The sequence below is a fragment of the Caulobacter sp. GW822-FHT07D08 genome (assembly GCF_058798735.1).
Window position 1 is genome coordinate 52,026 of sequence record NZ_JBXAKU010000018.1, and the last position, 26,071, is coordinate 78,096.

26 protein-coding genes are annotated in these 26,071 nt (G+C 67.9%); 10 read left to right on the forward strand and 16 right to left on the reverse strand.

Annotation, left to right across the window (positions count from 1 at the left end; all coding sequences use genetic code 11):
• The first annotated feature begins 261 nt into the window (after positions 1 to 261).
• Together AC1RJ9_RS23505 and AC1RJ9_RS23510 are read left to right on the forward strand one after the other, a co-directional pair.
• A complete protein-coding gene (locus AC1RJ9_RS23505) occupies positions 262 to 2,364 on the forward strand; it encodes a putative bifunctional diguanylate cyclase/phosphodiesterase (RefSeq protein ID WP_492840395.1) in 2,103 nt (700 codons plus the stop codon).
• Positions 2,365 to 2,400: 36 nt separating this feature from the next.
• Positions 2,401 to 3,750, forward strand: coding sequence for an ATP-binding protein (locus tag AC1RJ9_RS23510; RefSeq protein WP_492840393.1), 1,350 nt, complete (start codon positions 2,401 to 2,403; stop codon positions 3,748 to 3,750).
• Here AC1RJ9_RS23510 and AC1RJ9_RS23515 read toward each other — a convergent pair.
• From AC1RJ9_RS23515 to AC1RJ9_RS23525, 3 genes are read right to left on the reverse strand one after another with little or no spacing between them, the layout of a single operon-like run.
• Positions 3,732 to 4,016, reverse strand: coding sequence for an RNA-binding S4 domain-containing protein (locus AC1RJ9_RS23515; protein ID WP_492840391.1), 285 nt, complete (start codon positions 4,014 to 4,016; stop codon positions 3,732 to 3,734). The two genes, AC1RJ9_RS23510 and AC1RJ9_RS23515, sit on opposite strands and share 19 nt — an antisense overlap.
• Positions 4,013 to 6,571 carry a helicase-related protein gene (locus AC1RJ9_RS23520; protein WP_492840389.1) on the reverse strand — a complete coding sequence of 853 codons (2,559 nt, stop codon included), beginning with the start codon at positions 6,569 to 6,571 and terminating at the stop codon, positions 4,013 to 4,015. Before AC1RJ9_RS23520 ends, AC1RJ9_RS23515 begins: the two co-directional genes overlap by 4 nt.
• Positions 6,572 to 6,619: 48 nt before the next feature.
• Entirely contained in the window at positions 6,620 to 8,254 is a 1,635-nt protein-coding gene (locus AC1RJ9_RS23525; RefSeq protein ID WP_492840387.1) for an amidohydrolase, read from the reverse strand.
• An 83-nt stretch (positions 8,255 to 8,337) separates the two neighbouring features.
• Between AC1RJ9_RS23525 and AC1RJ9_RS23530 the strand changes: the two genes are divergently transcribed.
• Positions 8,338 to 8,913 carry a methylated-DNA--[protein]-cysteine S-methyltransferase gene (locus AC1RJ9_RS23530; RefSeq protein WP_492840385.1) on the forward strand — a complete coding sequence of 192 codons (576 nt, stop codon included), beginning with the start codon at positions 8,338 to 8,340 and terminating at the stop codon, positions 8,911 to 8,913.
• Between the two features lie 167 nt (positions 8,914 to 9,080).
• On the opposite strand, the gene AC1RJ9_RS23535 is transcribed toward AC1RJ9_RS23530, so the two are convergent.
• Positions 9,081 to 9,587, reverse strand: a complete 507-nt coding sequence (locus AC1RJ9_RS23535) for a DUF3617 domain-containing protein (RefSeq protein WP_492840383.1) — start codon at positions 9,585 to 9,587, stop codon at positions 9,081 to 9,083.
• A 259-nt stretch (positions 9,588 to 9,846) separates the two neighbouring features.
• Between AC1RJ9_RS23535 and rpmB the strand changes: the two genes are divergently transcribed.
• Entirely contained in the window at positions 9,847 to 10,152 is a 306-nt protein-coding gene (rpmB, locus tag AC1RJ9_RS23540; protein WP_492840381.1) for a 50S ribosomal protein L28, read from the forward strand.
• Positions 10,153 to 10,326: 174 nt separating this feature from the next.
• Here the strand turns inward: rpmB and AC1RJ9_RS23545 are convergent, their stop codons facing one another.
• The 5 genes from AC1RJ9_RS23545 to cobT form a co-directional block, all read right to left on the reverse strand.
• On the reverse strand, positions 10,327 to 10,905 hold the full coding sequence (locus AC1RJ9_RS23545) for a C39 family peptidase (protein WP_492840379.1): 579 nt from the start codon (positions 10,903 to 10,905) through the stop codon (positions 10,327 to 10,329).
• A 296-nt stretch (positions 10,906 to 11,201) separates the two neighbouring features.
• A complete protein-coding gene (locus AC1RJ9_RS23550; protein WP_492840377.1) occupies positions 11,202 to 11,501 on the reverse strand; it encodes a hypothetical protein in 300 nt (99 codons plus the stop codon).
• A 251-nt stretch (positions 11,502 to 11,752) separates the two neighbouring features.
• On the reverse strand, positions 11,753 to 12,064 hold the full coding sequence (locus AC1RJ9_RS23555; protein ID WP_492840375.1) for a hypothetical protein: 312 nt from the start codon (positions 12,062 to 12,064) through the stop codon (positions 11,753 to 11,755).
• A gap of 208 nt (positions 12,065 to 12,272) precedes the next feature.
• A complete protein-coding gene (locus AC1RJ9_RS23560) occupies positions 12,273 to 13,370 on the reverse strand; it encodes an esterase-like activity of phytase family protein (RefSeq protein WP_492840373.1) in 1,098 nt (365 codons plus the stop codon).
• On the reverse strand, positions 13,367 to 15,292 hold the full coding sequence (cobT, locus tag AC1RJ9_RS23565; protein WP_492840371.1) for a cobaltochelatase subunit CobT: 1,926 nt from the start codon (positions 15,290 to 15,292) through the stop codon (positions 13,367 to 13,369). Before cobT ends, AC1RJ9_RS23560 begins: the two co-directional genes overlap by 4 nt.
• Positions 15,293 to 15,431: 139 nt before the next feature.
• Between cobT and AC1RJ9_RS23570 the strand changes: the two genes are divergently transcribed.
• Positions 15,432 to 15,614, forward strand: coding sequence for a DUF1328 family protein (locus AC1RJ9_RS23570; protein ID WP_492840369.1), 183 nt, complete (start codon positions 15,432 to 15,434; stop codon positions 15,612 to 15,614).
• 83 nt (positions 15,615 to 15,697) lie between these two features.
• On the opposite strand, the gene AC1RJ9_RS23575 is transcribed toward AC1RJ9_RS23570, so the two are convergent.
• Positions 15,698 to 16,855, reverse strand: a complete 1,158-nt coding sequence (locus AC1RJ9_RS23575; protein ID WP_492840367.1) for a DUF3089 domain-containing protein — start codon at positions 16,853 to 16,855, stop codon at positions 15,698 to 15,700.
• A gap of 140 nt (positions 16,856 to 16,995) precedes the next feature.
• Here AC1RJ9_RS23575 and AC1RJ9_RS23580 point away from each other — a divergent pair, with 140 nt between their 5' ends.
• Entirely contained in the window at positions 16,996 to 18,006 is a 1,011-nt protein-coding gene (locus tag AC1RJ9_RS23580) for an IMCp domain-containing protein (protein ID WP_492840365.1), read from the forward strand.
• Positions 18,007 to 18,008: 2 nt separating this feature from the next.
• Here AC1RJ9_RS23580 and AC1RJ9_RS23585 read toward each other — a convergent pair whose 3' ends face one another.
• The 4 genes from AC1RJ9_RS23585 to groES form a co-directional block, all read right to left on the reverse strand.
• On the reverse strand, positions 18,009 to 18,323 hold the full coding sequence (locus AC1RJ9_RS23585) for a hypothetical protein (RefSeq protein ID WP_492840363.1): 315 nt from the start codon (positions 18,321 to 18,323) through the stop codon (positions 18,009 to 18,011).
• A gap of 39 nt (positions 18,324 to 18,362) precedes the next feature.
• Positions 18,363 to 18,494 carry a hypothetical protein gene (locus AC1RJ9_RS23590; protein ID WP_492840361.1) on the reverse strand — a complete coding sequence of 44 codons (132 nt, stop codon included), beginning with the start codon at positions 18,492 to 18,494 and terminating at the stop codon, positions 18,363 to 18,365.
• A gap of 254 nt (positions 18,495 to 18,748) precedes the next feature.
• Entirely contained in the window at positions 18,749 to 20,392 is a 1,644-nt protein-coding gene (gene groL, locus AC1RJ9_RS23595; protein WP_492840359.1) for a chaperonin GroEL, read from the reverse strand.
• Between the two features lie 60 nt (positions 20,393 to 20,452).
• Positions 20,453 to 20,743 carry a co-chaperone GroES gene (gene groES / locus AC1RJ9_RS23600; protein ID WP_013080760.1) on the reverse strand — a complete coding sequence of 97 codons (291 nt, stop codon included), beginning with the start codon at positions 20,741 to 20,743 and terminating at the stop codon, positions 20,453 to 20,455.
• A 175-nt stretch (positions 20,744 to 20,918) separates the two neighbouring features.
• Here groES and AC1RJ9_RS23605 point away from each other — a divergent pair, with 175 nt between their 5' ends.
• The gene (locus AC1RJ9_RS23605; RefSeq protein WP_492840494.1) at positions 20,919 to 21,302 is read left to right on the forward strand and encodes a VOC family protein; all 384 of its coding nucleotides are present in this window, start codon (positions 20,919 to 20,921) and stop codon (positions 21,300 to 21,302) included.
• A 29-nt stretch (positions 21,303 to 21,331) separates the two neighbouring features.
• Positions 21,332 to 21,757 (forward strand): DUF4345 family protein, encoded by a 426-nt coding sequence (locus tag AC1RJ9_RS23610; RefSeq protein WP_492840357.1) that lies wholly within the window; start codon positions 21,332 to 21,334, stop codon positions 21,755 to 21,757.
• Here the strand turns inward: AC1RJ9_RS23610 and AC1RJ9_RS23615 are convergent.
• Complete coding sequence (locus tag AC1RJ9_RS23615) at positions 21,754 to 22,266, reverse strand: methylated-DNA--[protein]-cysteine S-methyltransferase (protein ID WP_492840355.1); 513 nt, start codon at positions 22,264 to 22,266, stop codon at positions 21,754 to 21,756. The genes AC1RJ9_RS23610 and AC1RJ9_RS23615 overlap by 4 nt on opposite strands.
• 202 nt (positions 22,267 to 22,468) lie before the next feature.
• On the reverse strand, positions 22,469 to 23,776 hold the full coding sequence (locus AC1RJ9_RS23620) for an acyl-CoA dehydrogenase family protein (RefSeq protein WP_492840353.1): 1,308 nt from the start codon (positions 23,774 to 23,776) through the stop codon (positions 22,469 to 22,471).
• Positions 23,777 to 23,927: 151 nt separating this feature from the next.
• Here AC1RJ9_RS23620 and AC1RJ9_RS23625 point away from each other — a divergent pair, with 151 nt between their 5' ends.
• Together AC1RJ9_RS23625 and AC1RJ9_RS23630 are read left to right on the forward strand one after the other, a co-directional pair.
• Positions 23,928 to 24,524 carry a GNAT family N-acetyltransferase gene (locus AC1RJ9_RS23625; protein ID WP_492840351.1) on the forward strand — a complete coding sequence of 199 codons (597 nt, stop codon included), beginning with the start codon at positions 23,928 to 23,930 and terminating at the stop codon, positions 24,522 to 24,524.
• 96 nt (positions 24,525 to 24,620) lie between these two features.
• Positions 24,621 to 25,988, forward strand: coding sequence for a hypothetical protein (locus tag AC1RJ9_RS23630; protein WP_492840349.1), 1,368 nt, complete (start codon positions 24,621 to 24,623; stop codon positions 25,986 to 25,988).
• The last annotated feature ends 83 nt before the right edge of the window (positions 25,989 to 26,071 follow it).

A 26,071-nucleotide genomic window follows, 5' to 3' on the forward strand; every position in this document is an offset into this window, starting at 1 on the left:
CGAAAACTCGAATGATGTCGGACGAAGTTCGGCGGGCGCGTTTTCGAAGCCTGGGGCCCGCTTGTCAATGCGGCTTGGCCGCACGCGCGCCCAGGAATTCTCTATGTGTCGCCAGTCTGGGGTCTTTCCGCGGTCGCGCCTTGCGGCGGGCGCGACAAAGCGCCCGATGGCGTGTAGCGCCGAGAACACTTTCTTATCGAACGAACGCCAATATGTGGGACTGGAAACGCTCAATAAAAACAAGTCGGGAAGCCGGCACGCATGAAGATTGAAGCCTTGGCCGCCCAACCGATTCCGGAACCCGACGCCGTCAAGCGCGCCCTGGCCAAGGCGCGCGCCCGCGCGTTCGGCGAGTTCATTCGCGAGATTCCGTTCGCCGCGGCCTTGCTGGATCGCGACCTTGTGCTGGTCGCCGTCAGCCGCGAGTGGGCCCGGCAGGGCATCGCGCCCGGCCTGGCCCTCGGCGGAGACGCCGGAGCGGGCGGTCTGGTGGCGTCCGAGGACGTCGGGTCGCTGCTGATCTGCGCCGAGGCGGGGATCGCCTTCTCGCGCTACCTGCCGACCGTCGACGCCGAGGGCGCGCAGCACGTCTGGCGCACCGAGTTCAGCGCCTGCCGGGACGGCGCTCCGGGGAGCGAAGAGACCTATGCGGTGATGGTCACCGCGCGCGACGTCACCGGCTATGCCGACAGCGTGCTGCGCGCCGAGCGGGACAAGCAGCGCCTGACCATGGCCCTGGAGCTCGACGACCTGCTGGTCCGCGAATACGACCTGCGGACCAAGGAGGTCTATTTCTCGGGCCACGCGCCCGAGCTGCAGAAGTACTGCAGCTTCAAGGACGATCCGCTGGAAATCGTCGATCCCGAGGACCGCCAGCGCTGCGCCAACCTGGTGGCCACCCGCAAGATCGGCGAGGCGAGGGTCTTCGAGTTCAAGCTCAATCGCGAGGATGGGGTCGAGACCTGGGTCCGCTCGGTGGGCAAGGTGTTCGTCGGGGCCGACGGCAAGCCCGAGAAGCTGGTCAACCTGTTCAAGGACATCACCGACCGCCGTCGCCAGACCGAGGCGATCGAGACCCTGGCGTTCAAGGATCCGTTGACGGGCCTGCCCAACCGCGCCCTGTTCCAGCACCGCTTCCAGGAGGCGGTGGCGGCGTCCGAGACGTTGGGCGAGATGTTCGGCCTGATCATGATCGACGTCGATCACTTCAAGGACATCAACGACAGCCTGGGCCACGACGCCGGCGACGCGCTGCTCAAGCGCCTGGCCGGCATGCTGCAGCGCGCCTTCCGCAGCAACGACACGGTGGCGCGCCTGGGCGGCGACGAGTTCGCGGTGATTCTGCGCGGCCTGCACGGCGAAGCCGACATGACGCGGCCGATCGGCAAGCTGCAGGACCTGCTGCGTCAGCCGATCGAACACGGCGGCCGCAGCTTCACGGCCAGCGCCAGCATCGGGGCCGCTCTGCACGGCGACCCGGACGCCGATCCGGCCCACATGATCAAGAATGCCGACATCGCGCTCTATCGCGCCAAGGAGGCCGGCCGCAACCGCAGCATCGTGTTCGAGCCGTCGATGCGCTCCGAGGTCGAGCGGCGGCTGGAGCTGCTGCGCGACGTCCGCGCGGCCCTGGTCGAGAACGAGTTCACCCTGTTCTACCAGCCGGTGGTCGACATCCGCGAGAACAAGGTCGCCGGCTTCGAGGCCCTGATGCGCTGGGTCCACCCCGAGCAGGGCGTGCTGACCCCGGCCCGCTTCATGGCGGCGTTCGAGGACCAGGACCTTTCCCTGAAGCTGGGCGATGTCGCCTTCGAGGCGGCTCTGAGGCAGATGCGCCGGTGGCTGGACGACGGCGTCGAGTTCGGCCGCGTGGCGGTCAATATCAGCTCGGCCCAGTTCCGGTCCGGCCGCCTGGCCGAGGAGATCCAGGAGCGCCTGGCCCGCTGGAACGTGCCGTGCGAGCGCCTGACCATCGAGGTCACCGAAAACGTCTATATGGGCTGGGGCTCGGACTTGGTCAGCGACACCGTCCGCCGCCTGCACCAGGCGGGCGTGATGATCGCGCTGGACGACTTCGGCACGGGCTACGCCAGTCTCGCCAACCTGCGCCAGTTTCCGATCGACCGCCTGAAGATCGACAAGTCCTTCGTCCAGAACACCGAGGACGAGGCCATCGTGAAGGCGGTGATCACGCTCGGCACATCCATGGGCATGAAGGTGGTCGCCGAAGGGGTCGAGGACGCCGCGCAGCTGAAGGCGCTGGAACACTATGGTTGCGACCAGGTCCAGGGCTACCACTTCGGCCGGCCGATGCCGGCGAGCGAGGTGGCGGGCTTCCTGAAGGGGTTCGGGGTCAACCCCTAGTGGCCTCGGGCCCGCGGTCTCGTATAGCCTCCGGGCATGACTCTGACGATGGGAAAGGCGCCGTGGCGGTATCGCGGCTTCGTGGGGCGGTCCATCTGGGTGGTGGTCGCCGTCGTGCTGGTGCAGCTCTGCGCCAGCGTCGCCTTCTATAGCGCCATCGATCGCCAGACCCTGCGCGAGGACCACGCCCGGCGGATCGGCGAACTGCTGGTCGTCGGCCAGCGGGTCGCCAGGCTGGGCGAGGCCGATTTCGACAAGGTCATGACCTCGCACTACATGGAGGCCAAGGTCGTGATCCTGCCGCCGGAGGGGCCGCCGGTCACCCGGACCCGGATGGCCGAGGCCAGCGCCATCGCCGACTATGTCCGCCAATGGGAGCCGAGCCTCGCCGCGCGACCGCTGCGCCTGTGGTCCGAAAGCCGGCCCGAGGGCGGCCGCGACCTGGTCGGGGTCATGGGTCTGGAGGACGGCCGGTGGCTGACCTTCCGCTCGCGCAACTTCCCCCGGCCCTGGCCGATCGCCCTGCGCGCGGTGGCCACGACGCTGGTCTTCTCCCTGGCCTGCGTCGCCCTGGGCGCCTACGCTCTGCGCCAGCTGGGCGAGCCCCTGCGCCGCCTGACCGAGGCCTCGCGCCACGTCGGCGCGAGCCCCCCGTCGTCGATCCTGGTCGAGGGCCCCAACGACCTCGTCGAACTGGGCCGGGCGTTCAACGACATGCAGCGCCGCATCGCCGGTCTGATCGAGGACCAGGCCCGGGCCATGGAGGCGCTCAGCCACGACCTGCGCACGCCTTTGGCCCGCCTGACCCTGGCGGCGGACTATATCGAGCCGGACGACATCAAGGCCCTGGTGGCCGACAATGTCGGCGAGCTGGACGCCATGCTGCGGTCGCTGTCTGACTGGCTGCGGGCCCAGCACTCGGCCAGCACCGCCGAGGTCGTCGACCTGCCGTCGTTGATCCTGGGCGTGACGGCGCGGTGGCCGGACGTGGTGCGCTACGAAGGCGGCAAGGCCCTGGAAGTGACCACCCATCGCGGGCCGCTGGAGCAGGCGCTGATCCGGCTGGTGGACAACGCCGTGCGCTTCGGTGGCCAGGCGCGCGTCCGGCTTGTCGCGGACGGTCCGGAGGGGCCGCTGATCGAGGTGCTGGACCAGGGACCGGGCCTGACCGCCGACGCCATGGCCCGCATCTACGAACCGTTCTTCCGAGGCGACGCCGCGCGGGCCCGCGACACCGGCGGCTTCGGCCTGGGCATTCCCACCGCCGAGCGCCTGATCAAGCGCTTCGGCGGCAGGCTGGTGATCGGCAATCGTGAAGGCGGCGGTGTCAGCGCGAGAATCTGGCCGCCGGTGGCGATGTCGGAGGGTTACCCCACCGCCTCATAGAGCCCGCGCGCCTCGGTCGCCGGGCCCCGGCGTTCGCCGCAGTCCAGCACCCGCACGGCGATCAGGCGGCCGCCAAGACCGAACACCACGACATCGCCGGGTTTGACGGCGCGCGAGGGCTTGTCGATGCGGCTCTCGGTTCCGGAGCGGGTCAGGCGGATGCGGCCCTCGTCGACGAACCTGGCGGCCAGCGAGCGGGTCTTGAAGAAGCGGGCCCGCCACAGCCACACGTCGGCGCGGACGGAGTCTCCCTGGATATCCGTCATGATGCGGCCTGCTTACCAGCCGCCTGGGCGGCCGGCTTGCGGCGGCGCGGCTTCTTTCGCCTGGGCGGCGGTTCGGTCAGCTTGGCCAGGGCCGCGAACGGCGAGTCCGGGCGCGCCTTGACGGGGGTCTGGTCCAGCTTGGCGGCGCCACGGCGCTTCCAGACGATCGGCTGATCGGGCTTGGCGCGGATGGCGGGGGTGTAGTCGAGGGCGCGCAGGACGTTGGAGGCCTGCTTGGCTGTCCAGCCCAGCGTCTCCAGCGCCGCGTCGGTCAGCACCACGCCGCCGTGCTGCTGCTCGGCGCGCAAAAGGGCGTCCAGCGCCTCCAGCGCCTCGACCGGAATGCTGAAGCCGGCGACGGCGCGCAGCCCGCTGGCCGACAGTTCGCGGGCCGAGGGCTCGGGCGAGGGCAGGGGCTCCAGCGTCGTCAGCGCGCCGCGCCAGCCGGTCGGGTTCAACGCGCGGGCCGCGGCGATCGCCTCGGCCTTCAGCACGGCGGGGCAATAGAGGCTGAAGGCCCCGATCCGCACGCCCAGGCTCTTGAGGGTGCGACGCTCGGCCTGGCTCAGCGCCTTCAGTTCCGGGTCGACGGGGCGTTTGTCGAGCACGCCGCCGGCTTCCAGCAGGCGGTGGGCGACGCCGCGCGGCAGGCCGCGAAGCTCGCCGCCGGCCAGGGCGCGCTCCAGCTTGCGCAATGGGGCCAGGTGCTTGTCGACTTCCGAGGCGAGAAAGGCGTCCAGCCGCCGCTCGGCTCGCTCGCGCACGGCGACGGGGCCCAGTTCGCCCAGCAGGCGGGCGCGGGGCGACAGCAGGGGCAGGTCGCGGCGCACGGCCCCGGCCGCCTCCCCCCGCCACAGGATCGCGCCGTCGGGCGTCAGGGCGAAGGCGTCGTCGGCTTCGCTGGCCAGCAAGCCCAGGCGCTTGGCGATCTCGGGCCCGACCGCGCGCTGGGCGGCGTTGCGCAGGGCTTTCTCTTCCAGGGGCGAGGTCGCCTTGACCGGGGTGAAGGCCACGCCCGACAGGTGGCCGACCACGTGGCCCTCGACCGTGACCTCGCCGTCCTGGCCAACACCGGCATAGAGCGTCTCGCGCTCGCCCAACTGCTTCATCAGCGCGCTGGTGCGCCGGTCGATGAACCGAGCCATCAGCTTTTCGTGCAGGGTGTCGCTGATCCGGTCCTCAAGCTGGCGGGTCAGGCCTTGCCAGTGGGCGGGATTGGCCACCCAGTCGGGACGGTTGGCGATGTAGCTGAGCGTGCGCACGCCCGACAGCCGGCCGGCCAGGCTGTCGATCTCGCCGTCGACGCGGTCCAGCGCCTTGTACTGGCTGTTGATCCAGTCCTCGGGCAGGCGCTTGCGGCCAGTGGTCAGGTCGTCGAACAGGGTGCGCGCCATGCGCTGATGGTCGTCGTCGGTGGTCTTGCGGAAGTCCGGAGTCTGGCAGACGTCCCACAGCCGCAGCAGGGCCGAGCGGTCGGTCTTGCAGCGCTTGATGACGTCTTCCTGCTGAGCTAGGGCGCGCAGGGTGCGCTCGTCGAGGGCCTCCTGCGACAGCGACAGGCCATTGCGCTTGGGCGTCTCGTTCAGCGAGCGCAGCAGGCCGGGCAGAGAGCCGAAGTCCAGCCGCGCGTTGCGCCACTCGGCGGCCTGGATCGGCTCGAAGGTGTGGCTCTCGACCGCTTCAACGAGATCCTCGTCGATCTCCTCGCAGTCGCCGGTGACGCCGAAGGTGCCGTCGCGGGTATAGCGTCCCGCCCGGCCGGCGATCTGGCCGACCTCCTGCGGATAGAGCCAGCGGGTGCGCTTGCCGTCGAACTTGCGCAGGCCGGCGAAGGCCACGTGGTCGACGTCCATGTTCAGGCCCATGCCGATGGCGTCGGTGGCGACCAGGAAGTCGACCTCGCCCGACTGGTAGAGCGCGACCTGGGCGTTGCGGGTGCGGGGGCTCAAGCTGCCCATGACCACGGCCGCCCCGCCGCGTTGGCGCCGGATCAGTTCGGCGATCGCGTAGACCGCGTCGGTGGAGAAGGCGACGATCGCCGTCCGCCGGGGCAGGCGGGTCAGCTTCTTGGAGCCGGCGTAGGAGAGGTTGCTGAACCGCTCGCGCGACACGATCTCGGCGTCCGGCAGCAGTCGACGCACCAGCGGGGCCATGGTCCCGGCGCCCAGGAACATGGTCTCGAACTTGCCGCGCGCATGCAGCAGCCGGTGGGTGAAGATGTGGCCGCGTTCGGGATCGGCGCACAGCTGGATCTCGTCGACGGCCAGGAACTCGACCTCTCGGGCCAGCGGCATGGCCTCGACGGTGCAGACGAAATAGACCGCCCGGGCCGGGACGATCTTCTCCTCGCCGGTGATCAGCGCCACCGAGGCCTTGCCGCGCAGCTTGACGACGCGGTCGTAGATCTCGCGCGCCAGCAGCCGCAGCGGCAGGCCGATCATCCCCGACCCGTGGGCCAGCATCCGTTCGACGGCCAGGTGGGTCTTGCCGGTATTGGTCGGACCCAGGACCGCCGTCAGCTTCGAAGGGGCCAGGCCGGTCGAACGGTCACTCATGACTTTAAGGTGGGGCGGGAATCGTGGGGAGGCAAGCGGCAGCGGTGCTTACGGGCGGCTGAACACCACCTTGCCGTCGACCACGGTCAGCATCGGCTGGGCGGTGAGGATCTCCTTGGGCTCGACCGTCATCAAGTCCTTGTCGAAGGCGGTGAGGTCGGCCTTCTTGCCGGCCTCCAGCGTGCCCAGCTCCTTCTCGCGAAACACGGCGTAGGCGGGGGCCAGGGTCAGCATCTTCAGGGCCTCGGCGCGGGTGACGGCTTCTTCCAGATGCCAGTCGGCGTTGGCGAAGCCGTCCAGCCCGTGGCGATAGACGGCGGCGTAGAACTCGATGCGCGGATCGCCGACCTCGACGGGGGCGTCCGAGCCGGCCGCGACCACGACGCCGGCCTTCAGGAAGTCCTTCCAGCGATAGCCTTCGTGCAGGCGGGCCTTACCCAGGCGCGCGGGGGCGAAATAGAGGTCTCCGATGGCGTGGCTGGGTTGCATCGAGGCGATGACGCCCAGCTTGGCGAAGCGCGGCACGTCGGTGTCGGCGACGATCTGGGCGTGCTCGATGCGCCAGCGGGCCTTGGTGTCGCCGCCCAGGCTCTGCTCGAACCAGTCCAGGGTCATGCGGTTGCCGCGGTCGCCGATGGCGTGCATGGCGACCTGGGCGTTCACCGCCTTGGCCTCTTTCATCAGCGCCAGGCCCTTGTCCTGCGGGGTCAGCTGCAGGCCCAGGCCCTCGGCGTCGCTGTAGGGCTCGAGCAGGGCCGCGCCGCGCGATCCCAGCGCGCCGTCCATATAGAGCTTGATCCCGCGCGTCCGGATCAGGCCGGTCGCATCGGTCCGCGGACCCTCGCTCAGCACTTCGGCCGCGCCGCTGGGGTCCATGTAGTTGTCGACGCGGATGTGGAAGCTTCCCTTGGCGGCCTCATCGCGCAGCAAGGCGAGATCGTCGGCCATGACGCTCATATTGGCGAGGCCGGTCCAGCCGCGCGCGGCGTAGAGCGCGCCGGCCTTGCGCAGGGCTTCACGCTTAAGGGCCTCGCTGGGCGGCGGGATGACGTCCGCCACCAGGGACTGGGCGTGGTCGATCAGCATGCCGTCGGGCTGGCCGTCGGGGCCCTTGAGAATCTGGCCGCCGGCCGGCGCGGCGGTGGCGGCGGTGATCCCGGCCTTGGCCAGGGCGGCGCTGGAGGCGACGCTGGCGTGGCCGTCCGATCGTCCCAGCACCACGATCCGCCCCGGCGCCGCCGCGTCCAGGTCGGCCTTGGTCGGGAAGCGCTTCTCGGGCCAGTGGGTCTCGATCCAGCCCCGGCCATAGATCGCGCCCTCCGGGTGGGCGGCGGCATAGGCCTTCACGGCGGCGACCAGCTCGGCCACCGACTTCACCTGATCGAGATTGAGGGTCAGCTCGCGCAGGCCGATGCCGGTCAGGTGGGCGTGGGCGTCGACGAAGCCCGGATAGGCGGCCGAGCCCTTCAGGTCGATGTCGCGAACGTCCTTCGCGGCCTTGGCCTTGGCGGTGGCGAGATCGCCGACGAACAGGATCCTGTCGTCGCGCAGCAGCACCGCCTGGGCCGTCGGCTTGGCGTCGACGCCGGTGTGGATCGGACCGCCGTAGATCAGGATATCGCCGGCGTTCGCGGCCGTGAAAGAGGTCGCGGCCAGCAGGGCGGCGAGTAGGATCCGGTGCAAAGGCGACCTCCGAAGCTTAGCAAGTTTCGGAAAACGTACGGTGTGGCCCTCCCAAGTCGCAACAGGCCTGCTAGTTTTTCGTCATGAGCGCTCAGCGTTTTGTCCTGTTCGACACGATCATCGGCCGCTGTGGCGTCGCCTGGGGCGAGCGCGGCCTGATCGGTGTGCAACTGCCGGAGAGCTCGCCCGGCGCGGCCTGGGCCAGATTGCGTAAGCGCTTCCCCGATGCGGTCGAAGACGAGCCGACCGCCGAGATCGAGACGGTCATGGAGCGTATCCGCGGACTGCTGGCCGGCGGCCGCGACGACCTGACCGACATCCCGCTCGACCTGGACGGCCAGCCAGCCTTCAACCTGCGGGTCTATGAGATCGCCCGGGCCATCACGCCGGGCGAGACCTCGACCTATGGCGAGGTGGCGAAAGCGATGGGCGAGCCGGGCGCGGCGCGGGCCGTCGGCAAGGCCCTGGGCGAGAACCCCTGGCCGATCGTGGTGCCTTGCCACCGGGTGCTGGGCGCCTCGGGCCATATGGGTGGCTTTTCCGCGCCGGGCGGCGCCGAGACCAAGGCCCGACTGCTGACGATCGAGAAGGCGCGGACCGACAAGGTCCCGACGCTGTTCGACCTGGAATTCTCGGTCGCGCCGCGGCGTGGGGGCTGAGGTCGACGACCCTCCGCCCACGTCTCTTAACGCGAGGTAACGCTTCTTCGAACAGGGGCGAAACGAATCATGACCGAATCAGCGACGTCGGCCGATTCAGTGTTTGTTCCCTACAAGCTATTGTAGCTTAAGGCGGATTAACCACAAATCGGTTTCGCGGAGCGGCGTTACCTCGATGTCGTTTCCGGGGCCTTTTCCGCCGTTTTCTCTTCCGGCGCGCACTCGGCCGCGACGCGCTTGGCGTTCATGCTGCCGGCCAGGTTCATGCCGCTGATGGTCTTGATGTGGATGTCCATCTTGAAGCTCTCGGGCGTGTAGCTGCCCTCGGCCGTGACCGGCGAGACCCGGTCCTTCTTGTCGGTCCAGGTGCCCTTCAGCTGGATCTTGCCGTCCTTGACCACATTGGTCGTGTAGTCGCAGCGATAGCGCCGGGTGCAGATGCCGCGCGAGAACTGCTCGGCGTCGGCCGGCTTGAGGCATTTGCGCTCGCTACTGACCGGGATCACGCCGACCTTGTAGTCGTACTCCCACTGGCCGGGGAGAATCGTCGCCTTGCTCGAGGCCGAGGTCTTGGCGGCCGCCGCGTGGACCGCGGGCTGGGCGAGGGCGACGCCCCCAAGAACGCCTCCCGTGGCGAGGACCAGAATGGAAGCGGCGAGGGCGGTCGAACGCATGCGGCGGGTCTCCTTCATACCGCTCCTATATAGAGAGGCATATGAACCCTGCTTGAAGGCGGAGGTTGGGCGGCCGGTTCCTTGTCGGGCGCCGGCGCGGGGATCCTTGGCCAGACGCCTTGACTCGGGGGCGACCCTTCGCCTATATCGCCCGCTCTCGCGCGGTCGGCCTGGTCCAGTCGCGTGTCCGAATTCATATCTTATCGGGACCAGGCTCTTCACCGAGCCAGACGGTTTCGCCCAAGCCAAGGTAACCACCATGTCGCGCCGTTGCGAACTTACCGGTATCGGTCCGATGGTCGGCCACAATGTGAGCCACTCGAACATCAAGACCAAGCGCCGCTTCCTGCCGGCCCTGTCGCCCGCCACGCTCCAGTCGGAGTCGCTGGGCCAGAGCTTCAAGCTGCGCATCAGCAACGCGGCCCTGCGCACCCTGGACTTCAAGGGCGGCCTGGACGTGTTCCTGCTGGGCGCCAAGGACGAGCAGCTGTCGCCGCGCGCCCTGAAGATCAAGACCCAGGTCAAGGCCAAGGCCAAGGCCGCCGCGACCGCCCAAGCCGCCTAAGGCTTTACGGTCTCGACTGACGATTGAAAGCCCGCCGGGAGCGATCCTGGCGGGCTTTTCGTCGTGGGCGTGGCGGCGGAAGGCGAGCGTGATCCGTAGCGGGGCATATTGAGCGTCGCCTTTGGCTTGGGGAGCGGGCTAGCCTAATCCGGCGAGCCAATGGCCATCCCTGCTTCACGCCGCACTATCGGCGGGCGCTCCTCGCTTCTGCGTGCGGATCATGGCGCGGAAATTTCCGCCATAAGCGGTCTCATTCCAGGCGGCCTCAAACTGGGCGTAGGTGGCGCTATTACGACCCGGCGAGGGTGCGGCGGGATCGACGAACTCGATCCGCTGCGTGGCGTCGTCATAGCCGGTTAGCACGAAGGTGTGTCCGACACCCGCATAGCTGATGTCGACGAGCACGGGACGGCCCGCGCGCAGGTCCGACTTGATCACCGCCATGCCCTGCTCGAAGCCTTCCGGCGTCGTTGGCAAGGCGCTATCGCGCCAGTCGTAGCCCAGGGTGCGAAGACCTCTGATCAGGCTGGCGAACGGTGTGATGGAAAAATCGGTGAACGGCACGGCGGGATCGTAGGTGCGGCCGGCCGCCAGGGCCTTCAGCTTTCGCGGCGGCTGAGAGTCGCCATAAAATGCGAGCACCATCGCCGCCGAAGTTGGGACGCAAAGCAGCGTCTCCTGCCCGAGAAACGGCACATCGAGCTTCACGCTGGAGGGAGGCTTCTCCGCCCCACAGGCGGTCAGCATGACCATGCAGACCGTCAAGCCCGCAAGGCGCAGCCTACCCTTAGTCGACCCCGGCATTTCGCCTCCGCAAGCTTGCAGAGCAACTCTAGGATGTGATCCTTAATGGACTGCTATGCTACAGGAAAGGCCGTGGAAGGCTGTTGGCAAGGGTCCGCAACGGGGCGACAGCCGAACTCCAATCTGTTCCGGAAGCAGCCCCCCAGACAAAGCAAAACCCGCCGCGACTGAGCCGCGGCGGGTTTTGAACGCTTGGTACTGGTAAACTCGGTACTGTTACGCTTGGTACTAAAGCCTGGGGTCGCTTAGCGGGCGACGACGGCGCCCGAAGCCGGGTTGGCCGAGTTGAACGCGCTCAGGGCCGGGTTGTTGATCTTCGACACGGCGTCGTTGACCGAGGCGCGGATGCAGGCCGGGTACAGGTAGCCAGCGAGGGCTTCGCCACGGACGTCCTGCCAGCAGACGGTCGAGGCGGCCTTGACGATTTCGGCGCGGACTTCGGCGGCCGACTTGCCGGCGAGCTTGACGCGGACTTCGGCGGCCGAGGCCGGAGCGGCGGCGAACAGGGCGATGGCCGAGGCGGCCAGAACGATGGAGCGGATCATGTCGATGTTCCGAAAGAGGGTTGGGTTCAACCCCCTCCAGACGCGTTCCTCTGACGGCCCGTCCCCGGTCTATCGCCTGCTCAGCCCGTCTCGTCGCCTATAGCAACGTTCGCATGGGTTATCAACGATTATGTTGCAGTGCACCCAAGGTGGAGTCGGGCGTTATTGCGCGTGCGAACAACCGATTGCAGACCAGAAAAAGCCCGCGAAACGGGGGTTTCGCGGGCTCTGTCGGGAAGCGTCGACCGCTCTTAGCGGGTGGCGATCTTCAGGAAATAGACGCCGCGGCCCTGGGCCTTGTCGTAGGCGATCAGGTCGCGGCTGTGGGCGCGGCTGATGGCGTCGCGAGCGATGTCGCGCACGCAGTAGGGGGCGATCTGGACAGCGTAGGGGTTGCCGAAGAGGTCTTCCTGGCACAGTTGCTTGGCGGCCTGGACGATTTCGGCGTGGACGGTGGCGGTGTCGCGGCCGGCGACCTTGACCTTGATTTCGCCAGCGCTGGCCGAGGTGGCGGCGGTGGTGGCCATGAGGGCCGTGATGGCGATAACGAGCAGACGGATCATGTTGTGTAGTCCCGGAAAGGAGGTTGAGTTCAACCGCCTCCCGACGCGTTCCTCTGACGGCCCCCAGGATCTCGCCTCGTCGTCCGTCGGGATCCATGAGTATATGGTACCGGTACCTTTCGCAAGTGCGAAATCGGTTTATGCGACAAAAAGTCCAATGCAATCATATAGTTGGCAATGAAACCGTCTCGTCTGAAACGAAACAGCCTTAGCGCCTGCGAACGGGCTTGCGCGTCGCCTTGGGCGGCATTGGCGGCGGGAGGGGCGGGGCCACCCAGTCGAAGGCCAGAAGCAGGGTGCGCTGGTTGGCGCCGACTGCCTGGTCGTCGGAGATCAGATAGAGGCGCGTCGCGCCGGCCGGCGCGCCCGGCGGCGAGGCGGTGATGGACACGCCTTCGAAGTTGTCCCGCGGCATGGAGCCTTCGATCCGCAGCGTCGCGGCGGTGCGTTGGCGGGCCGTGGGTTGGGCTGGGTCGGAGATGAAACGCACAATCGAGCGCCAGCCGCGGACGGGGTCATAGCCGCGATGCAGGCTGGCGATGGCCGCGCCCTGGAAGGGGGCGAAGCCGGTCAGGCCCCAGGTGAAGTCCGGCCCCGACTGCGGCGGCAGCGCCTTGCAGTCGGCCGACAACCGGCACAGCCACACCTCGCCCTCCTCGCCGCCAACGATGTAGGCGTCGGAACCGGCGGCGGGATAGGCCGAGATCGCCTCCATGCCCTCGTTGTCCGGGAAGATGGTGGCGGGCTTGGGCGCGGGGGCCGGAAGGCTCCACGTCCCATCGGGTCCGACCGCGTAGCGCCAGATGCGGTGGTCGCGCTCGAAGCTGACCAGGCGGTCGCCATTGGGCAGCACGGCCAGGCCCTCGGCGTCGGCATGCTGCTTGTTCCGCAGGGGCTGGCCGTCCAGGCCCTTCAGCGGCGCCAGCTTGGCGTCGGTCAGGCCGACCAGCTTGCCGGCGGCGTCGAACTGGATCTTGGCCTCGAAGACGTCGCCTTCGTCGCTGATCGCCGTCAGCTGGCCGTCGGCGGTGACCGACAGGTCCGACAGGCCGTGCAGGCGCGAAGTGGTCGTGCTGGTCAACGCCAGGCCGCCGGCATAGGTGAAGCCGCCGTCCAGGGTGGTCTTGGCTGGGTTGGCGGCGTCCAGCGGCACGGGCGTCGCCGTGACGGTGATCTCCGGCCCGACCTTGACCGGCGCGGGCGGGGCGGCGACCACCGGCGGCGGCTTGCGCGGCGTGCACTGGGTGGCGAAGCCGCTCAGGCCGCCGACCATCCCCAGGACGAGCGCGGCGCGAAGACCGATCACGCGGAAACCTTGCCGGCCTTCGAAACCTGCGGCGTCACGACGGGCGGCGGGGCGAGCAGGCCGCGCGCGCGGGCGATCTGGCGCGGCTCTTCCTCGAACAGGGCGGCCAGCTGCTCGACCAGCACCCCGCCCAGTTGCTCGACATCGACGATGGTGACGGCGCGGCGATAGTAGCGCGTGACGTCGTGGCCGATGCCGATGGCGATCAGCTCCACGGGGCTCTTGGTCTCGATCTCACCGATGACCTGGCGCAAGTGACGCTCCAGATAGTGGCCCGAATTGACGCTGAGGGTGGAGTCGTCCACCGGCGCGCCATCGGAAATCACCATCAGAATGCGGCGGGCTTCGGGCCGGCCGATGATCCGCTGGTGCGCCCACATCAGGGCCTCGCCGTCGATGTTCTCCTTCAGGAGCCCTTCGCGCATCATCAAACCGAGGTTCTTGCGGGCCCGGCGCCACGGAGAATCGGCGGCCTTGTAGATGATGTGGCGCAGGTCGTTCAGGCGGCCCGGGGCGGCGGGCTTGCCGGCCTTGATCCACTCGTCGCGGCTGGTCCCGCCTTTCCAGGCGCGGGTGGTGAAGCCCAGCACCTCGGTCTTGACCCCGCAACGTTCCAGGGTCCGAGCAAGAATGTCGGCGCAGATCGCCGCCACCATGATCGGCCGTCCCCGCATCGAGCCGGAATTGTCGATCAGCAGGGTCACGACCGTGTCGCGGAACTCCTGGTCCTCTTCCTGCTTGAAGGACAGCGGGGCGGTCGGGTCGATGATCACCCGCGTCAGGCGGGCGACGTCCAGCATCCCTTCCTCGAGATCGAAGGTCCAGGCGCGGTTCTGCTGGGCCAGGAGGCGGCGCTGCAGCTTGTTGGCCAGGCGCGAGACGACGCTGGAGAGCGCCGACAGCTGCTGGTCCAGATAGGCGCGCAGGCGCGTCAGCTCCTCGGCGTCGCACAGGTCCTCGGCGTCGACGACCTCGTCGTGGGCCGTGGTGAAGATCTTGTAGAGCGGCTCGCCGCCCTGCGACGCGCCCGGGTCGGGTCGGGCCGGCTTGGCGCCGTCGCCCATCTCGGGCTGCTCGTCGGATTCCTCGGGCTCGCCCTCCTGGTCCGACTGGACCATCTCCTCGTCGCCGGACTCGGTCTCGCGGTCGGAGGCCTCGCTCTCCTGCGGCGAGGAGCCCTCGGGCTGTTCGCCTTCGCCCTCGCCCTGATCCTCGTCGGAATTCTCGGTCGCGCCTTCCTCTTCGCCGTCGTCCTCGTCGGCGCTTTCGGTAGCGTCGGACATCTCTTCGCCCAGGTCGAGGTCGCGGAGGATTTCGCGGGTCACCCGGGCGAAGGCGGCCTGGTCGTCGATGGCGGCGGCCAGGCGGTCCAGGTCCTTGCCGGCCTTCATCTCGATGTCGTTACGCAGGATGTCGACCAGGGCCCTGGCGCCGTCCGGCGGCGCGTCGCCGGTCAGGCGCTCGCGGACCATCAGGCCCAGGATCTCGGCCATGGGCGCGGACTGGCGGTCGGTGGCGACGGCCCGCGTCAGGCCCTGCTTCTCCAGCCGGGCCTCCAGGGCGGCGGTCAGGTTTCCGCGCACGCCGCCCAGGGCGTTGGCGCCGATCGCTTCCAGCCGCGCCTGCTCGATCGACTCGAAGGCGGCCTGGCCGTCGGGCGAGCTGGGGCGCGCGCGGGCGTGGGCGATCGGGTCGTGGTGAGCCAGGCGCAGGGCCATCTGGTCGGCCAGGCCCCGGATGCGCGCGGCCTCCTTGGAGTTCAGGTCGCGCGGCGGATGCGGCAGCACCGCCCGCTTGCCCAGGAGCTGCGGGCCATCGCCCGAGAACACGACCTCCAGGTCCGGCATTTCGGCGAGCGAGCGCGCGGCGTGCGCCAGGGCGCGCTTGAAGGGTTCGGTCGGGCTTTCGGGCTTGGAGGCCATGGCTTCGAGTTAGCGGCGCCGGGCGGCGAAAACAAGGAACGCCGTGCGCGGACGGGACGTTGATTTTCCATCGGCGCCGCTTCGGCGCCTCTGGAATCTGTAAGCGGCGCCGCTCGGACGCCTTCGTGAGGGAACGCAAATGCTCAAGTGGGCCATCATTCTCGCCGTCGTCGCCCTGATCGCCGGGGCCTTGGGTTTCACCGGCGTTGCCGGCGCGGCGGCTGGCGTCGCCAAGATTCTGTTTTTCCTGTTCCTGCTCGGCTTCGTGATCGTGGCGTTGCTGGGCGCGACCGTGTTCAAGGCGGCGGCAGGCCCGAAATAGCCGCCGCACGCCTTGCGCGGGCCGGAGCGGACGTCGACCCGCCGCCGGCATCAGGGTGGCGCTAGGGCCTCGTGGGAGGGGTCCTAGCGTCCCGCGTAGGCCTTGGCCTGGCGGGCCACGAGCGCGTTCAGGTCGCCCATCTCCAGATTCACGTCGATCAGGTGCAGGCCCCAGTCCTTGAGGGTCTGGCTGCCGACCATGATGTCGCCGGCGATGTCGTCGGTGCGCGGGTCGGCCGGATCGGCGTTCACCTTGACCGACAGATAGGTGAAGTCGCCTTCGCTGACGCATTTGGCCGAGATCAGGCCGGGCAGCGAGACGAACGGCGTCGTCACCTTTACGTCCTGGGCGAACGGCTTGGGCTCGCCGCTCGACAGGAAGGCCTTTGTGCTGAGATAGGCGCGCACGGGGGTCTCATCGGTCGAGGCCTTGCCGGCGACCAGGGCGGCGGGGTTGACGCAGCCGGCGCGACGGCCCTGTTCGTCGGTCTTGCCGAAGCGGCTGTTGGCTGGCGGCGGGCTGGAGGCGCGGAACGAGACGTAGGTGACGAGACAGCCGGCCCGATCGGCCTTGTCGCACAGCGGGATCGAGCCGAACTTGCCGTCGGTCACCGGCGTGTTCATGCCCAGGACATAGGCCGAGATCATCTGCTTCTGGGCCGGCTTGCCGTCCACCTCGTTCTTCAGGAGGTCCAGCAGCATCCGCGAGCCCTGGCTGTGGCCGAGTAGGACCACTCCTCGCCCCTTGTTCTCATGGGCCAGATACCAGCGCCAGGCGTCGCGCACGTCGCCATAGGCCAGGACGCCGTCGCCCGGCGAGGGCTGACCCGTCATCACCACGCGCAGGGCCGCCAGGGTCACCTGGCGGTACATCGGGGCGAACACCCGGCACTGGCCGCCGAAGCGGGCCAACTGCTGCTCGACCACGCGGCGCTCGGCCTCGTCGATGACCATGTCGCTGTTGCCGCCCGCATCGGTCGAGACCGTCGGATAGATATAGAAGCAGTCATAGGCGAGGCTGGCGGCCGGCTTGAAGGCTTCGGTCGAGGTCTTGCCGTCGGCCTGGACGATGGTGGTGGTCTGGTCGACGGCGCAAGCGTCCTGGCGGCCAGGAAGGCACAGCCAGTTCTCCGTCTTACCGTAGTCATTGGGGGCGGTGTTGGTCGGCGCCTGGGCGCAGGCCGCGCTCGTCAGGGCCAGGCCCGCCGCCAGGCCCAGGGCCGCCAGAGTCTTCGAAGCCATCGTCTTCTCCCCGAACGCTTGTTTGGCGCGGACAATGGCCGAGAGAACGCGGATCGCCAAGGGGGCTTGGCGCGAGGCTTGCGATACGGGCCGGGACTGTCCCGCCGAGGGACGTTCCGTGTTCCGCATCGAGGTCGGCCATGAGCCCCAAGATCCTTCTCCGCGTCGGCGTGCTGGCCGCTTTCGCCAGCCTCACCCTGGCCTCGCCCGTGCTGGCCGACGGCTATGAGCGTCCGCCCGCCCGTCAGGCGCATGCGCCAAAACGGGTCACGACGCGCACCAAGGTGGTCTATGTCGATCGCGTGGTGGAGCGCCGCGTGCCGGTCTATGTCGACCGTCCCACCACCCAGATCGTCGAGAAGGTGGTCGACCGGCCGGTGATCGTCGAGCGCCCGGTCGTGGTCGAAAAGCGCATCGAGGTTCCGGTCGAGAAGCTGGTCCAGGTCCCGGTCGAGAAGATCGTGGAGCGACCGGTCTATATCGACCGTCCGGTCGAGAAGATCGTCGAGAAGCGGGTCGAGGTGCCGGTCGATCGTCCGGTCTATGTCGATCGCCCGGTTCCCGTGGATCGCCCCGTGCCGGTCCCGCAACCCGCGCCGTGCCAGCGGGCCTGCGGCGGCGAGGTGGTCGAGAAGATCGTCCAGGTGCCGATCTACGTCTATGTCGATCGTCCGGTCTATGTGCCGGTCCAGCCGCAAGGCGGCTGCCAGCCGCGCGTCTGCGGCGGCGCTGTTGTCCCGCAGCAGTGCAGCCCGTGCGGCGGCGGTCATCGCTATGAGGACGGCTATTACGAAGAGAGCCGCGAGCGTTCGTCCTACGACTATTCGGAGTCTCGCTACAGCGCCGGCGGCGGCTGGAACGCGGGTTCGGCCGGCAGCTCGGCGTGGGGTAACTATATCGAACCGCCGCCCCTGCCGATGGGCTATGTCGGCGCGCAGTCAGGCGGGCGCGGCGGCGGCTATGGCGGTCCCGGCCTGGCCGGCGGCGGCTATGCGGGCGGTTACGCCGGCGGTTCTTCGAGCGGCTACGCCTCGAGCTCGGCCTCGGCTTCAGCCTCGGCGTCGTCCTCGATCCACATCGGCGGCGGCTATCACGGCGGCGGTGGCGGCAGGGGCGGCTGTAGCGCCTGCGGCGGCGGCGGGCGCCACTAAGTCTAGAGTGAGAGCCAGCGCCTCGGGTTCTTGTCGCCCAGGGCGCGGGCCTCGCCGGGTTTCAGGCCCAACTCGCGCATCCGGTAGGCGACGATCTCGCGCAGGGCCTCGACGGGCTCCTGGCCTTTGACGGGGCTGGAGGCGACCGAGCCGGCGTTCATCGCCAGGTCCACGGCCGCCCACTCGGCCTGGGCGCGATCGGCCTTTCCGACGGCGAAGTAATGACGGACGGGCAAACGCTCGCCCGGGACCTCGACCATCACGCCGATGACCCAGCCTTGAACGATCAGATCGGCGTCGGGGCGTTGACGGAACATCAGGCGCATGTAGCGCCCGCATGGCCTCACCGATAGGGGCTAGCCGATCAGCTGGAACGCCGCCTGACTGATCAGGCCCAGCACAAGCCAGGCGGAGACGCCCATTACGATGAGGTTGGCGCGAGACACGCGGCGCCGGCGATGAGCGGAATACAAACGCACGAACGACATTTCAGCCTCCATGCTCTGTAAGGTGAGCGAAAGGTTAACGTCGAACCTTCGCCTTGGATGCACCGCCTTTTCGCCTGTCACGGGAAGTTGAAACCGTCGTTGTGCGGACAAAGAAAAACGGCGGGACCTCGCGGCCCCGCCCTCAATCACTTCAGCGATAGGCTGAACTTCTAAATTAGAAGTCCATGTCGCCGCTCGGGATCGGCGTGCCGATCCCGATCTCTTTGGAAGATGGGCGACTTTATGGATTTCTCTTAGAAATCCATGTCGCCCATGCCGCCCGGCATGCCGCCGCCCGGAGCGCCACCGCCGCCCTTCTTGGGGGCTTCGACGATCGCGGCTTCCGTGGTGATCAGCAGGCCGGCCACCGAGGCGGCGTCCTGCAGAGCGGTGCGGACAACCTTGGCGGGGTCGATGACGCCATCGGCGACCAGGTCGACATACTGCTCGGTCTGGGCGTTGAAGCCGAACGTCGCGTTGTCGCTTTCCAGGATCTTGCCGACCACGATCGAGCCTTCGACGCCGGCGTTTTCGGCGATCTGACGGATCGGAGCCTGCAGGGCGCGACGGACGATGGCGATGCCGGCGGTTTGGTCGTCGTTGTCGCCGGTCAGGTTCGCCAGGGCCTTGGAGGCCTTCAGCAGAGCCACGCCGCCGCCCGGGACGATGCCTTCGTCGGCGGCCGCGCGGGTCGCGTTCAGGGCGTCGTCAACGCGGTCCTTCTTTTCCTTCACTTCGACTTCGGTCGAGCCGCCGACGCGGATGACGGCAACGCCGCCGGCCAGCTTGGCCAGACGCTCTTGCAGCTTTTCCTTGTCGTAGTCCGACGTGGTGTCTTCGATCTGGCGCTTGATCTGGGCGATACGGGCCTCGATGTCGGCCTTCTCACCAACGCCGTCCACGATCGTGGTGTCGTCCTTGGTGATCGAGACCTTCTTGGCCTTGCCGAGCATGTCGAGCGACACGTTCTCGAGCTTGATGCCCAGGTCTTCCGACACGACTTGAGCGCCGGTCAGGATGGCGATGTCTTCCAGCATGGCCTTGCGGCGATCGCCGAAGCCCGGAGCCTTGACGGCGGCGACGCGCAGGCCGCCACGCAGCTTGTTGACGACCAGCGTGGCCAGGGCCTCGCCTTCGACGTCCTCGGCGATGATGACCAGCGGACGGCCCGACTGGACCACGGCTTCCAGCACCGGCAGCAGCGGCTGCAGCGACGACAACTTCTTTTCGAACAGAAGGATCAGCGGCTCTTCCAGCTGAACTTCCATCTTGTCGGCGTTGGTGATGAAGTACGGCGACAGGTAGCCGCGGTCGAACTGCATGCCTTCGACGACGTCGAGTTCGGTCTCGGCGGTCTTGGCTTCTTCGACGGTGATGACGCCTTCGTTGCCGACCTTGTCCATGGCGCGGGCGATCATGTCGCCCACTTCCTTGTCGCCGTTGGCCGAGATGGTGCCGACCTGAGCGATTTCAGCGTTGGTCGTGACCTTCTTCGACGACGACTTGATCTCGGCGACGACGATGGCGACGGCCTTGTCGATGCCGCGCTTCAGGTCCATCGGGTTCATGCCGGCGGCGACCGACTTCAGGCCTTCCTGAACGATGGCTTGAGCCAGGACCGTGGCGGTCGTGGTGCCGTCACCGGCCTTGTCGTTGGTCTTGCTGGCGACTTCGCGGATCATCTGCGCGCCGAGGTTCTCGAAACGATCGCTCAGTTCGATTTCCTTGGCGACCGAGACGCCGTCCTTGGTCGAGCGCGGAGCGCCGAAGGACTTTTCGATCACGACGTTGCGGCCCTTGGGGCCCAGGGTCACCTTCACCGCGTTGGCGAGGATGTTGACGCCGCGCAGCATCTTGTCGCGCGCGTCCGAGGAGAAATAAACGTCTTTAGCGGCCATGTGTATGAGCCCTTCTAAAAGAGAAACTTGGGGTCGAAAGCGAAGAGGACGGAGGAGGCCTTAAGCCTCGACCACGCCCAGGACGTCGCTTTCCTTCATGATCAGGAGGTCCTGACCGTCGACCTTGACTTCCGTGCCCGACCACTTGCCGAACAGGATGCGGTCACCAGCCTTGACGTCCAGGGCGACGACTTCGCCCTTGTCGTTACGCGCGCCGGGGCCGACGGCGACGACTTCGCCTTCCTGCGGCTTTTCCTTGGCGGTGTCGGGGATGATGATCCCGCCCTTGGTCTTGGTTTCTTCTTCGACGCGCTTCACGAGGACGCGGTCGCCCAGGGGACGAAATTTCATGGGTGTTCTCCGTCGGAACGGTTTCAAGTAAGGCTGCGTCGGACCAGGGGAGCTGCGCTGTTAGCAGTCGCTCCCATCGAGTGCCAACGTCGGCTGTGAGTTAGGGATGAGGCTCGGGGGAGTCAAGGACGACGACCGCGAACTTTTTGCGGCGCGGTTAATGCGGGAGGGTTCGATGTTCGATCATGTGGGGTTCGGAGTGGCCGACTTCCAACGTTCCGCGGTCTTCTATGACGCCGCGCTGCGCCCGTTGGGGATCCGCCAACTGTATGTCGTGCCCAAGGAATTCACCGGCGGGGTGGACGCCGTCGGCTATGGCGTCACGCGGCCGATGTTCTGGATTTCCGAGCAGGACGCGACCCAGGGCAAGCTCCACGTGGCCTTCGCGGCCGAGACGCGCGCCCAGGTCGATGCTTTTTACGCGGCGGCGTTGAAAGCCGGCGGAAAAGACAATGGTCCGCCCGGACTTCGCCCACATTACGATAAGGACTATTACGGCGCGTTCGTTCTGGACCCGGACGGCTTCAACGTCGAGGCCGTCTGCCGCGCGCCGGAATAGCGTCGAGAATAGCAGGAGCAACAAGGCCCATGTCGAGCTACGTTCTGTCGCTGTTTCTGGCGGTCCTGGCCTGCGTCATCGGCGGAACCCTGGGGGGCATGATCCTGGCGCGGCCGCAGACCATGCTGGGCTTGGCGGGTCTGGCCGATGACGACACCCCCAAGCCGCCGCTGTTCGCGGAAGGGCGGGCCCTGGGCGGGGTGCTGATCGCCTCGCACGGGGTGGCGGCGCTCTATCTGGGCTATCAGCCGCGCATCGGGGCCGCCATGGCCATGGCCTTGGCCGTCGCCTGGCTGGGCGCGGCGGCGGGTCGGGCGATCTCGGCGGCTCTGGACGGCGAGGCCGGGCGCTACAATAGCGGCGCCATGGTGTTCAACGCCCTGATCGGCCTCACCCTGAGCCTGCCGTTCTTCAATATCGGCCGCGTGGTGCTCGAGGGCGCGAGGCTGGCCTAGATCGCCTTCTCGTGGACGAGCAGCCAGCGTTTGCGCTCTATCCCGCCGCCATAGCCGGTCAGGGTTCCGTTCAGGCCGATCACCCGGTGGCAGGGCGCGACGATGCTGAGCGGGTTTGAGCCATTGGCGTGGCCCGCGGCCCGGACCGCGAGCGGGCGTCCGGCGCGACGGGCCAGTTCGGAATAGGTGATCGTCTGGCCGGCGGGGATTTGCGTCAGGGCCGTCCAGACCGCGTGCTGGAAGGCCGTGCCGTTGGTCGCCCAAGCGATGGTGTTCAGGGTGTCGAGCTCACCGGCGAAATAGGCGGCCATGGCCTCGCGGATCTTGGCTGGCGCGGCGCCGAGGTCAGGCCGCAACGGGCCGTAGTGGGTCTTCAGTAGGCGGTCGAGGCGAGGCTCGTAGTCGTGGAAGTCCAGCGCGCGCAGGGTCCCGGCCTCGTCGGTGACGATCAGCAGTTCGCCGATCGGCGAGGGCGCGCGGTCGAGGAAGAGGCGAGCGGGGCGACTCATGGGGCGATCATCGCCGGGTGAGGCGAGGGTGTCCGCCCGGAATTTGCGCTAGTGACCAAGTCCGTTTCCCCGGCGAAGGCCGGGGCCCAGATCGAACCCGCGACGTCGCGGATCTGATCTGGGCGTAGGTCGGATCATCCCCAGACGCTCAGGCTGAATCTGGGCCCCGGCCTTCGCCGGGGAGATCGGGATTGGCGCTAACCTACCGGATCCCCGGCACGTGCAGGGCGGCTTCCTTCTCGGCCTTCTGCTTGTAAACGAGGTCGCCGTACTTGCCGTATTCCATGCGGGCGATGGTGCGCTGGTGCACCTCGTCCGGGCCGTCGGCCAGGCGCAGGGTGCGGATGCCGGCATAGGCCTTAGCCAGGCCGAAGTCGGTGGTCACGCCGGCGCCACCGTGGGCCTGGATGGCGTCGTCGATGATCTTCAGGGCCAGGCGCGGAGCCGCGACCTTGATCATGGCGATCTCCAGGCGGGCCGACTTGTTGCCGGCCTTGTCCATCATGTCGGCGGCCTTCAGGCACAGCAGGCGGCACATCTCGATGTCGATGCGGGCGTCGGCGACGCGCTCTTCCCACACAGAGTGGTCCGAGACGTACTTGCCGAAAGCCTTCCGGCTCATGAGGCGCCGGCACATCTTTTCCAGCGCGACTTCCGCCGTGCCGATGGTGCGCATGCAGTGGTGGATGCGGCCGGGGCCCAGGCGCCCCTGGGCGATCTCGAAGCCACGGCCTTCGCCCAGCAGCAGGGCGTCCTCGATCGGCACGCGCACGTCCTTGAGGATGACCTCGGCGTGGCCGTGCGGGGCGTCATCGTAGCCGAACACCGGCAGCATGCGGACGATCTCGATGCCCGGCGCGTCCAGCGGCACCAGGACCTGGCTCTGCTGCTGGTGGCGGCTGGCGTTGTCGGGATCGGTCTTGCCCATGACGATGGCGACCTTGCAGCGCGGGTCGCCCACGCCCGAGGACCACCACTTGCGGCCGTTGATCACATAGTGGTCGCCGTCGCGCTCGATGCGGGTCTCGATGTTGGTGGCGTCCGAACTGGCCACGGCCGGCTCGGTCATCAGGAAGGCCGAACGGATCTCGCCGTTCATCAGCGGGCGCAGCCACTTTTCCTTTTGCGCCAGCGTGCCATAGCGCATCAGCACTTCCATGTTGCCGGTGTCGGGCGCCGAGCAATTGAAGACTTCCGAAGCGAAGCCGACCTTGCCCAGCTGTTCGGCGATCAGGCTGTATTCCAGGTTGGTCAGTTGCACGCCTTCGAACTGGAAGGTGTCGTCGACGTGCACCTGGCCGCTGTGCGGGGGCATGAAGAAGTTCCACAGGCCGGCGGCCTTGGCCTTGGCCTTCAGTTCCTCGACGACCTGGACGACCTTCCAGCGCTCGGCGCCCAGGACGTCCATCTCGGCCTCGTAGACCGGAACCGCCGGATAGATGTGCTCGTCCATGAACGCGGTGACGCGGTCCAGGAAGGCGCGCTGCGTGGGGGAGATGTCGAAATCCATGGTCGTTCCCTCTGCCCGGTTCTCAATGTGTCAAACGCTTGTTTGAAGTGTTTGTAGACCGGCTTTACGCGGGCGGCAAGCGGTCCTGTCTTGCTCAAGGAGACTTTCGAAGCGGGTTGTCAGGCCACGCGTCCTGTCGGACAACGGGGCCATGCTGAACCTGACCGCCGACACCCTGCAGGGCCGCTATGTCCGGCTCGAACCGATCACCATCGATCACCGCGACGCGCTGCAGGCCGCGGTCGACTGCGATCCCGCCAGCTGGGAGATCATGTCGGTCAACGGCTGCGGCGAGGGCTTCGAGGACTTCTGGGGCGCGCTGCAAGGCGAGACCGACCGTGGCGAGCGCATCGGTTTCGCCATCCGTCGCCTTTCGGACGGCAACATCGTGGGCACCTCCAGCTACCTCAACATCCGCCGCCTGCATGGCGGGCTGGAGATCGGCTCGACCTTCCTGAATCCCGACGCGCGCTCGGGTCCGGTCAATCCGGAGAGCAAGCGCCTGCTGCTGGCCCACGCCTTCGAGAAGGCCGGCGCCATCCGCGTCGAGTTCAACATCGACGTTCGCAACGCCCGCAGCCAGGCCGCCGTCGAGAAGCTGGGGGCCAGCAAGGAAGGCGTGCTGCGCAATCACAAGGTCACCTGGACCGGGCACATCCGCGACACGGCGGTGTTCTCGATCACCGACTACGACTGGCCCGCGGTCCGCGAACGGCTGGAATTCCGCCTTAGCGAGACGTTCGTATAAAGGGCGCCAAAAAAGGTTCCCTCGCTGGCGAAATAAAACGTCGTTATCTGGGCGGCTGTAACCGTTCAAAAAGCTTCGGCCGCTAGGGTCTGGCCCATGACGGCCATTTGCTGCCTGCGTATCCTGTTCACGGTTGGCGAGAGCCAGCCGGGTGAAGTCCCCAAGCACAAGGCTCAGGGGGTGGCGGACGCGTTCCTGAAGGCCCGCTGGCGCGCGCCGCGCAAGTGCGGGGCCGTGGCGCCGATGGCCTTCGTCCTGGCCGACAACCGCGTCGAGACCCTCGACCCCACCGAGATGCAAGCCCTGGCCGCCGAACTGGAGAAGGTGCTGTTCCCGGGGCGCCCTATTGGTCAGATCGCCCTGATGACTTTCGAGGGCGACGAGCAAGCGGTTCTGCAGTTCGCCGCCCTGTCGCAGGCCGAGTTGGCCGGGCTGATGGCGGGCGAGGGCTATGAGGGTCCGGCCGGCCGAGTCCATGTTGTCACGGCCGACAGCGTCGAGCCCCGCCCCAGCACGCGCGCGGAAGCCAAGACCCTCGCCGAGGACAAGGCCAGCGCCAAGAAGCCGGGTTTGGCCGCCGCCACGACCGTGACGCCAGAACGTCCGGCCAAGGCGGCCGCGCCCGTCTCCACCGTCCCCGCGGCGGAACCGGTCAAGCCGGTCGTCGCTCAGGCTGTTCCGCCGGCCGTCGCGGCCGCCGCGCCGGAAAAGCCCAAGGCTCAGCCGGCCCCGGCGTCCAATTCTGCCGCCGCCAAGATCGCGGCCCCGCCGCCGCCAGCCCAGACCGGCTGGTGGGGCGTCTATGATCTGGCCCAGGGCGCCTTCGTCGGCTCGGCGATCGGCATGCGCTCGGACCTGGTCGGTCCGCCGCCCGAGGACGACGGCAAGCTGCTGAAGCGCGACCTGATCTGCCTGACCGACACCCAGGCCGCCCTGAAGACCGCCCCCTTCGGCGAGATCCAGGCGCCGTTCGGCTTCTGGAACCTGACCACCCCGGCCTCGCAGGAGGCCTATAAGAGCCGCCTGTCGCGATATCCGCTGGACCAGCAGCCGCGCCTGACCGCCACGATCTACGCCACGCCGCGCGAGGCCTCGATCGGCATGCTGCAGCAGATGCGCCTGTTCCTGAAGGGCAGCTTCTCGCGGATGGACGTCCAGGTCACCGACCCGACCTTCCCGATCTCCGGCCTGCCGCCCGAGCTGGTCGACAGCATCACCCTGGTGCTGAACGGCGAGACCGAGCACGACCGGCTGAAGCAGATCCTCAAGTTCGTCGAGCGCAAGGCCGCCTACGTCGCTAAGGACGTGATCCAGGCCGCGGCCAATGTCTCCTCGGCGGTCGAGCTGGAAGCCTGCAAGGCGGGAGGGATCGCCTTCGTGCGCGGACCCGCGGTCACCGACCTGCTGGAAAAGCCGGTCGCCAGCCCCGACGGCGCGACCCTGGCGGCGGCCAACGCCGCCTAGAGCCGGCTCATTTTAGGGCATTGACCCTCACGCCGCGTCAGACCTGACTGATCCTTCCATCGAAGAGGGAAGGTTCACCAAGG

Coding starts and splice junctions, on each gene's coding strand:
- AC1RJ9_RS23505 (WP_492840395.1), top strand. CDS start 262: ATGAAGATTGAAGCCTTGGCCGCCCAACCGATTCCGGAACCCGACGCC.
- AC1RJ9_RS23510 (WP_492840393.1), top strand. CDS start 2,401: ATGACTCTGACGATGGGAAAGGCGCCGTGGCGGTATCGCGGCTTCGTG.
- AC1RJ9_RS23515 (WP_492840391.1), bottom strand. CDS start 4,016: ATGACGGATATCCAGGGAGACTCCGTCCGCGCCGACGTGTGGCTGTGG.
- AC1RJ9_RS23520 (WP_492840389.1), bottom strand. CDS start 6,571: ATGAGTGACCGTTCGACCGGCCTGGCCCCTTCGAAGCTGACGGCGGTC.
- AC1RJ9_RS23530 (WP_492840385.1), top strand. CDS start 8,338: ATGAGCGCTCAGCGTTTTGTCCTGTTCGACACGATCATCGGCCGCTGT.
- AC1RJ9_RS23535 (WP_492840383.1), bottom strand. CDS start 9,587: ATGCGTTCGACCGCCCTCGCCGCTTCCATTCTGGTCCTCGCCACGGGA.
- rpmB (WP_492840381.1), top strand. CDS start 9,847: ATGTCGCGCCGTTGCGAACTTACCGGTATCGGTCCGATGGTCGGCCAC.
- AC1RJ9_RS23545 (WP_492840379.1), bottom strand. CDS start 10,905: ATGGTCATGCTGACCGCCTGTGGGGCGGAGAAGCCTCCCTCCAGCGTG.
- AC1RJ9_RS23550 (WP_492840377.1), bottom strand. CDS start 11,501: ATGATCCGCTCCATCGTTCTGGCCGCCTCGGCCATCGCCCTGTTCGCC.
- AC1RJ9_RS23555 (WP_492840375.1), bottom strand. CDS start 12,064: ATGATCCGTCTGCTCGTTATCGCCATCACGGCCCTCATGGCCACCACC.
- cobT (WP_492840371.1), bottom strand. CDS start 15,292: ATGGCCTCCAAGCCCGAAAGCCCGACCGAACCCTTCAAGCGCGCCCTG.
- AC1RJ9_RS23570 (WP_492840369.1), top strand. CDS start 15,432: ATGCTCAAGTGGGCCATCATTCTCGCCGTCGTCGCCCTGATCGCCGGG.
- AC1RJ9_RS23575 (WP_492840367.1), bottom strand. CDS start 16,855: ATGGCTTCGAAGACTCTGGCGGCCCTGGGCCTGGCGGCGGGCCTGGCC.
- AC1RJ9_RS23580 (WP_492840365.1), top strand. CDS start 16,996: ATGAGCCCCAAGATCCTTCTCCGCGTCGGCGTGCTGGCCGCTTTCGCC.
- AC1RJ9_RS23585 (WP_492840363.1), bottom strand. CDS start 18,323: ATGTTCCGTCAACGCCCCGACGCCGATCTGATCGTTCAAGGCTGGGTC.
- AC1RJ9_RS23590 (WP_492840361.1), bottom strand. CDS start 18,494: ATGTCGTTCGTGCGTTTGTATTCCGCTCATCGCCGGCGCCGCGTGTCT.
- groL (WP_492840359.1), bottom strand. CDS start 20,392: ATGGCCGCTAAAGACGTTTATTTCTCCTCGGACGCGCGCGACAAGATG.
- groES (WP_013080760.1), bottom strand. CDS start 20,743: ATGAAATTTCGTCCCCTGGGCGACCGCGTCCTCGTGAAGCGCGTCGAA.
- AC1RJ9_RS23605 (WP_492840494.1), top strand. CDS start 20,919: ATGTTCGATCATGTGGGGTTCGGAGTGGCCGACTTCCAACGTTCCGCG.
- AC1RJ9_RS23610 (WP_492840357.1), top strand. CDS start 21,332: ATGTCGAGCTACGTTCTGTCGCTGTTTCTGGCGGTCCTGGCCTGCGTC.
- AC1RJ9_RS23615 (WP_492840355.1), bottom strand. CDS start 22,266: ATGAGTCGCCCCGCTCGCCTCTTCCTCGACCGCGCGCCCTCGCCGATC.
- AC1RJ9_RS23620 (WP_492840353.1), bottom strand. CDS start 23,776: ATGGATTTCGACATCTCCCCCACGCAGCGCGCCTTCCTGGACCGCGTC.
- AC1RJ9_RS23625 (WP_492840351.1), top strand. CDS start 23,928: ATGCTGAACCTGACCGCCGACACCCTGCAGGGCCGCTATGTCCGGCTC.
- AC1RJ9_RS23630 (WP_492840349.1), top strand. CDS start 24,621: ATGACGGCCATTTGCTGCCTGCGTATCCTGTTCACGGTTGGCGAGAGC.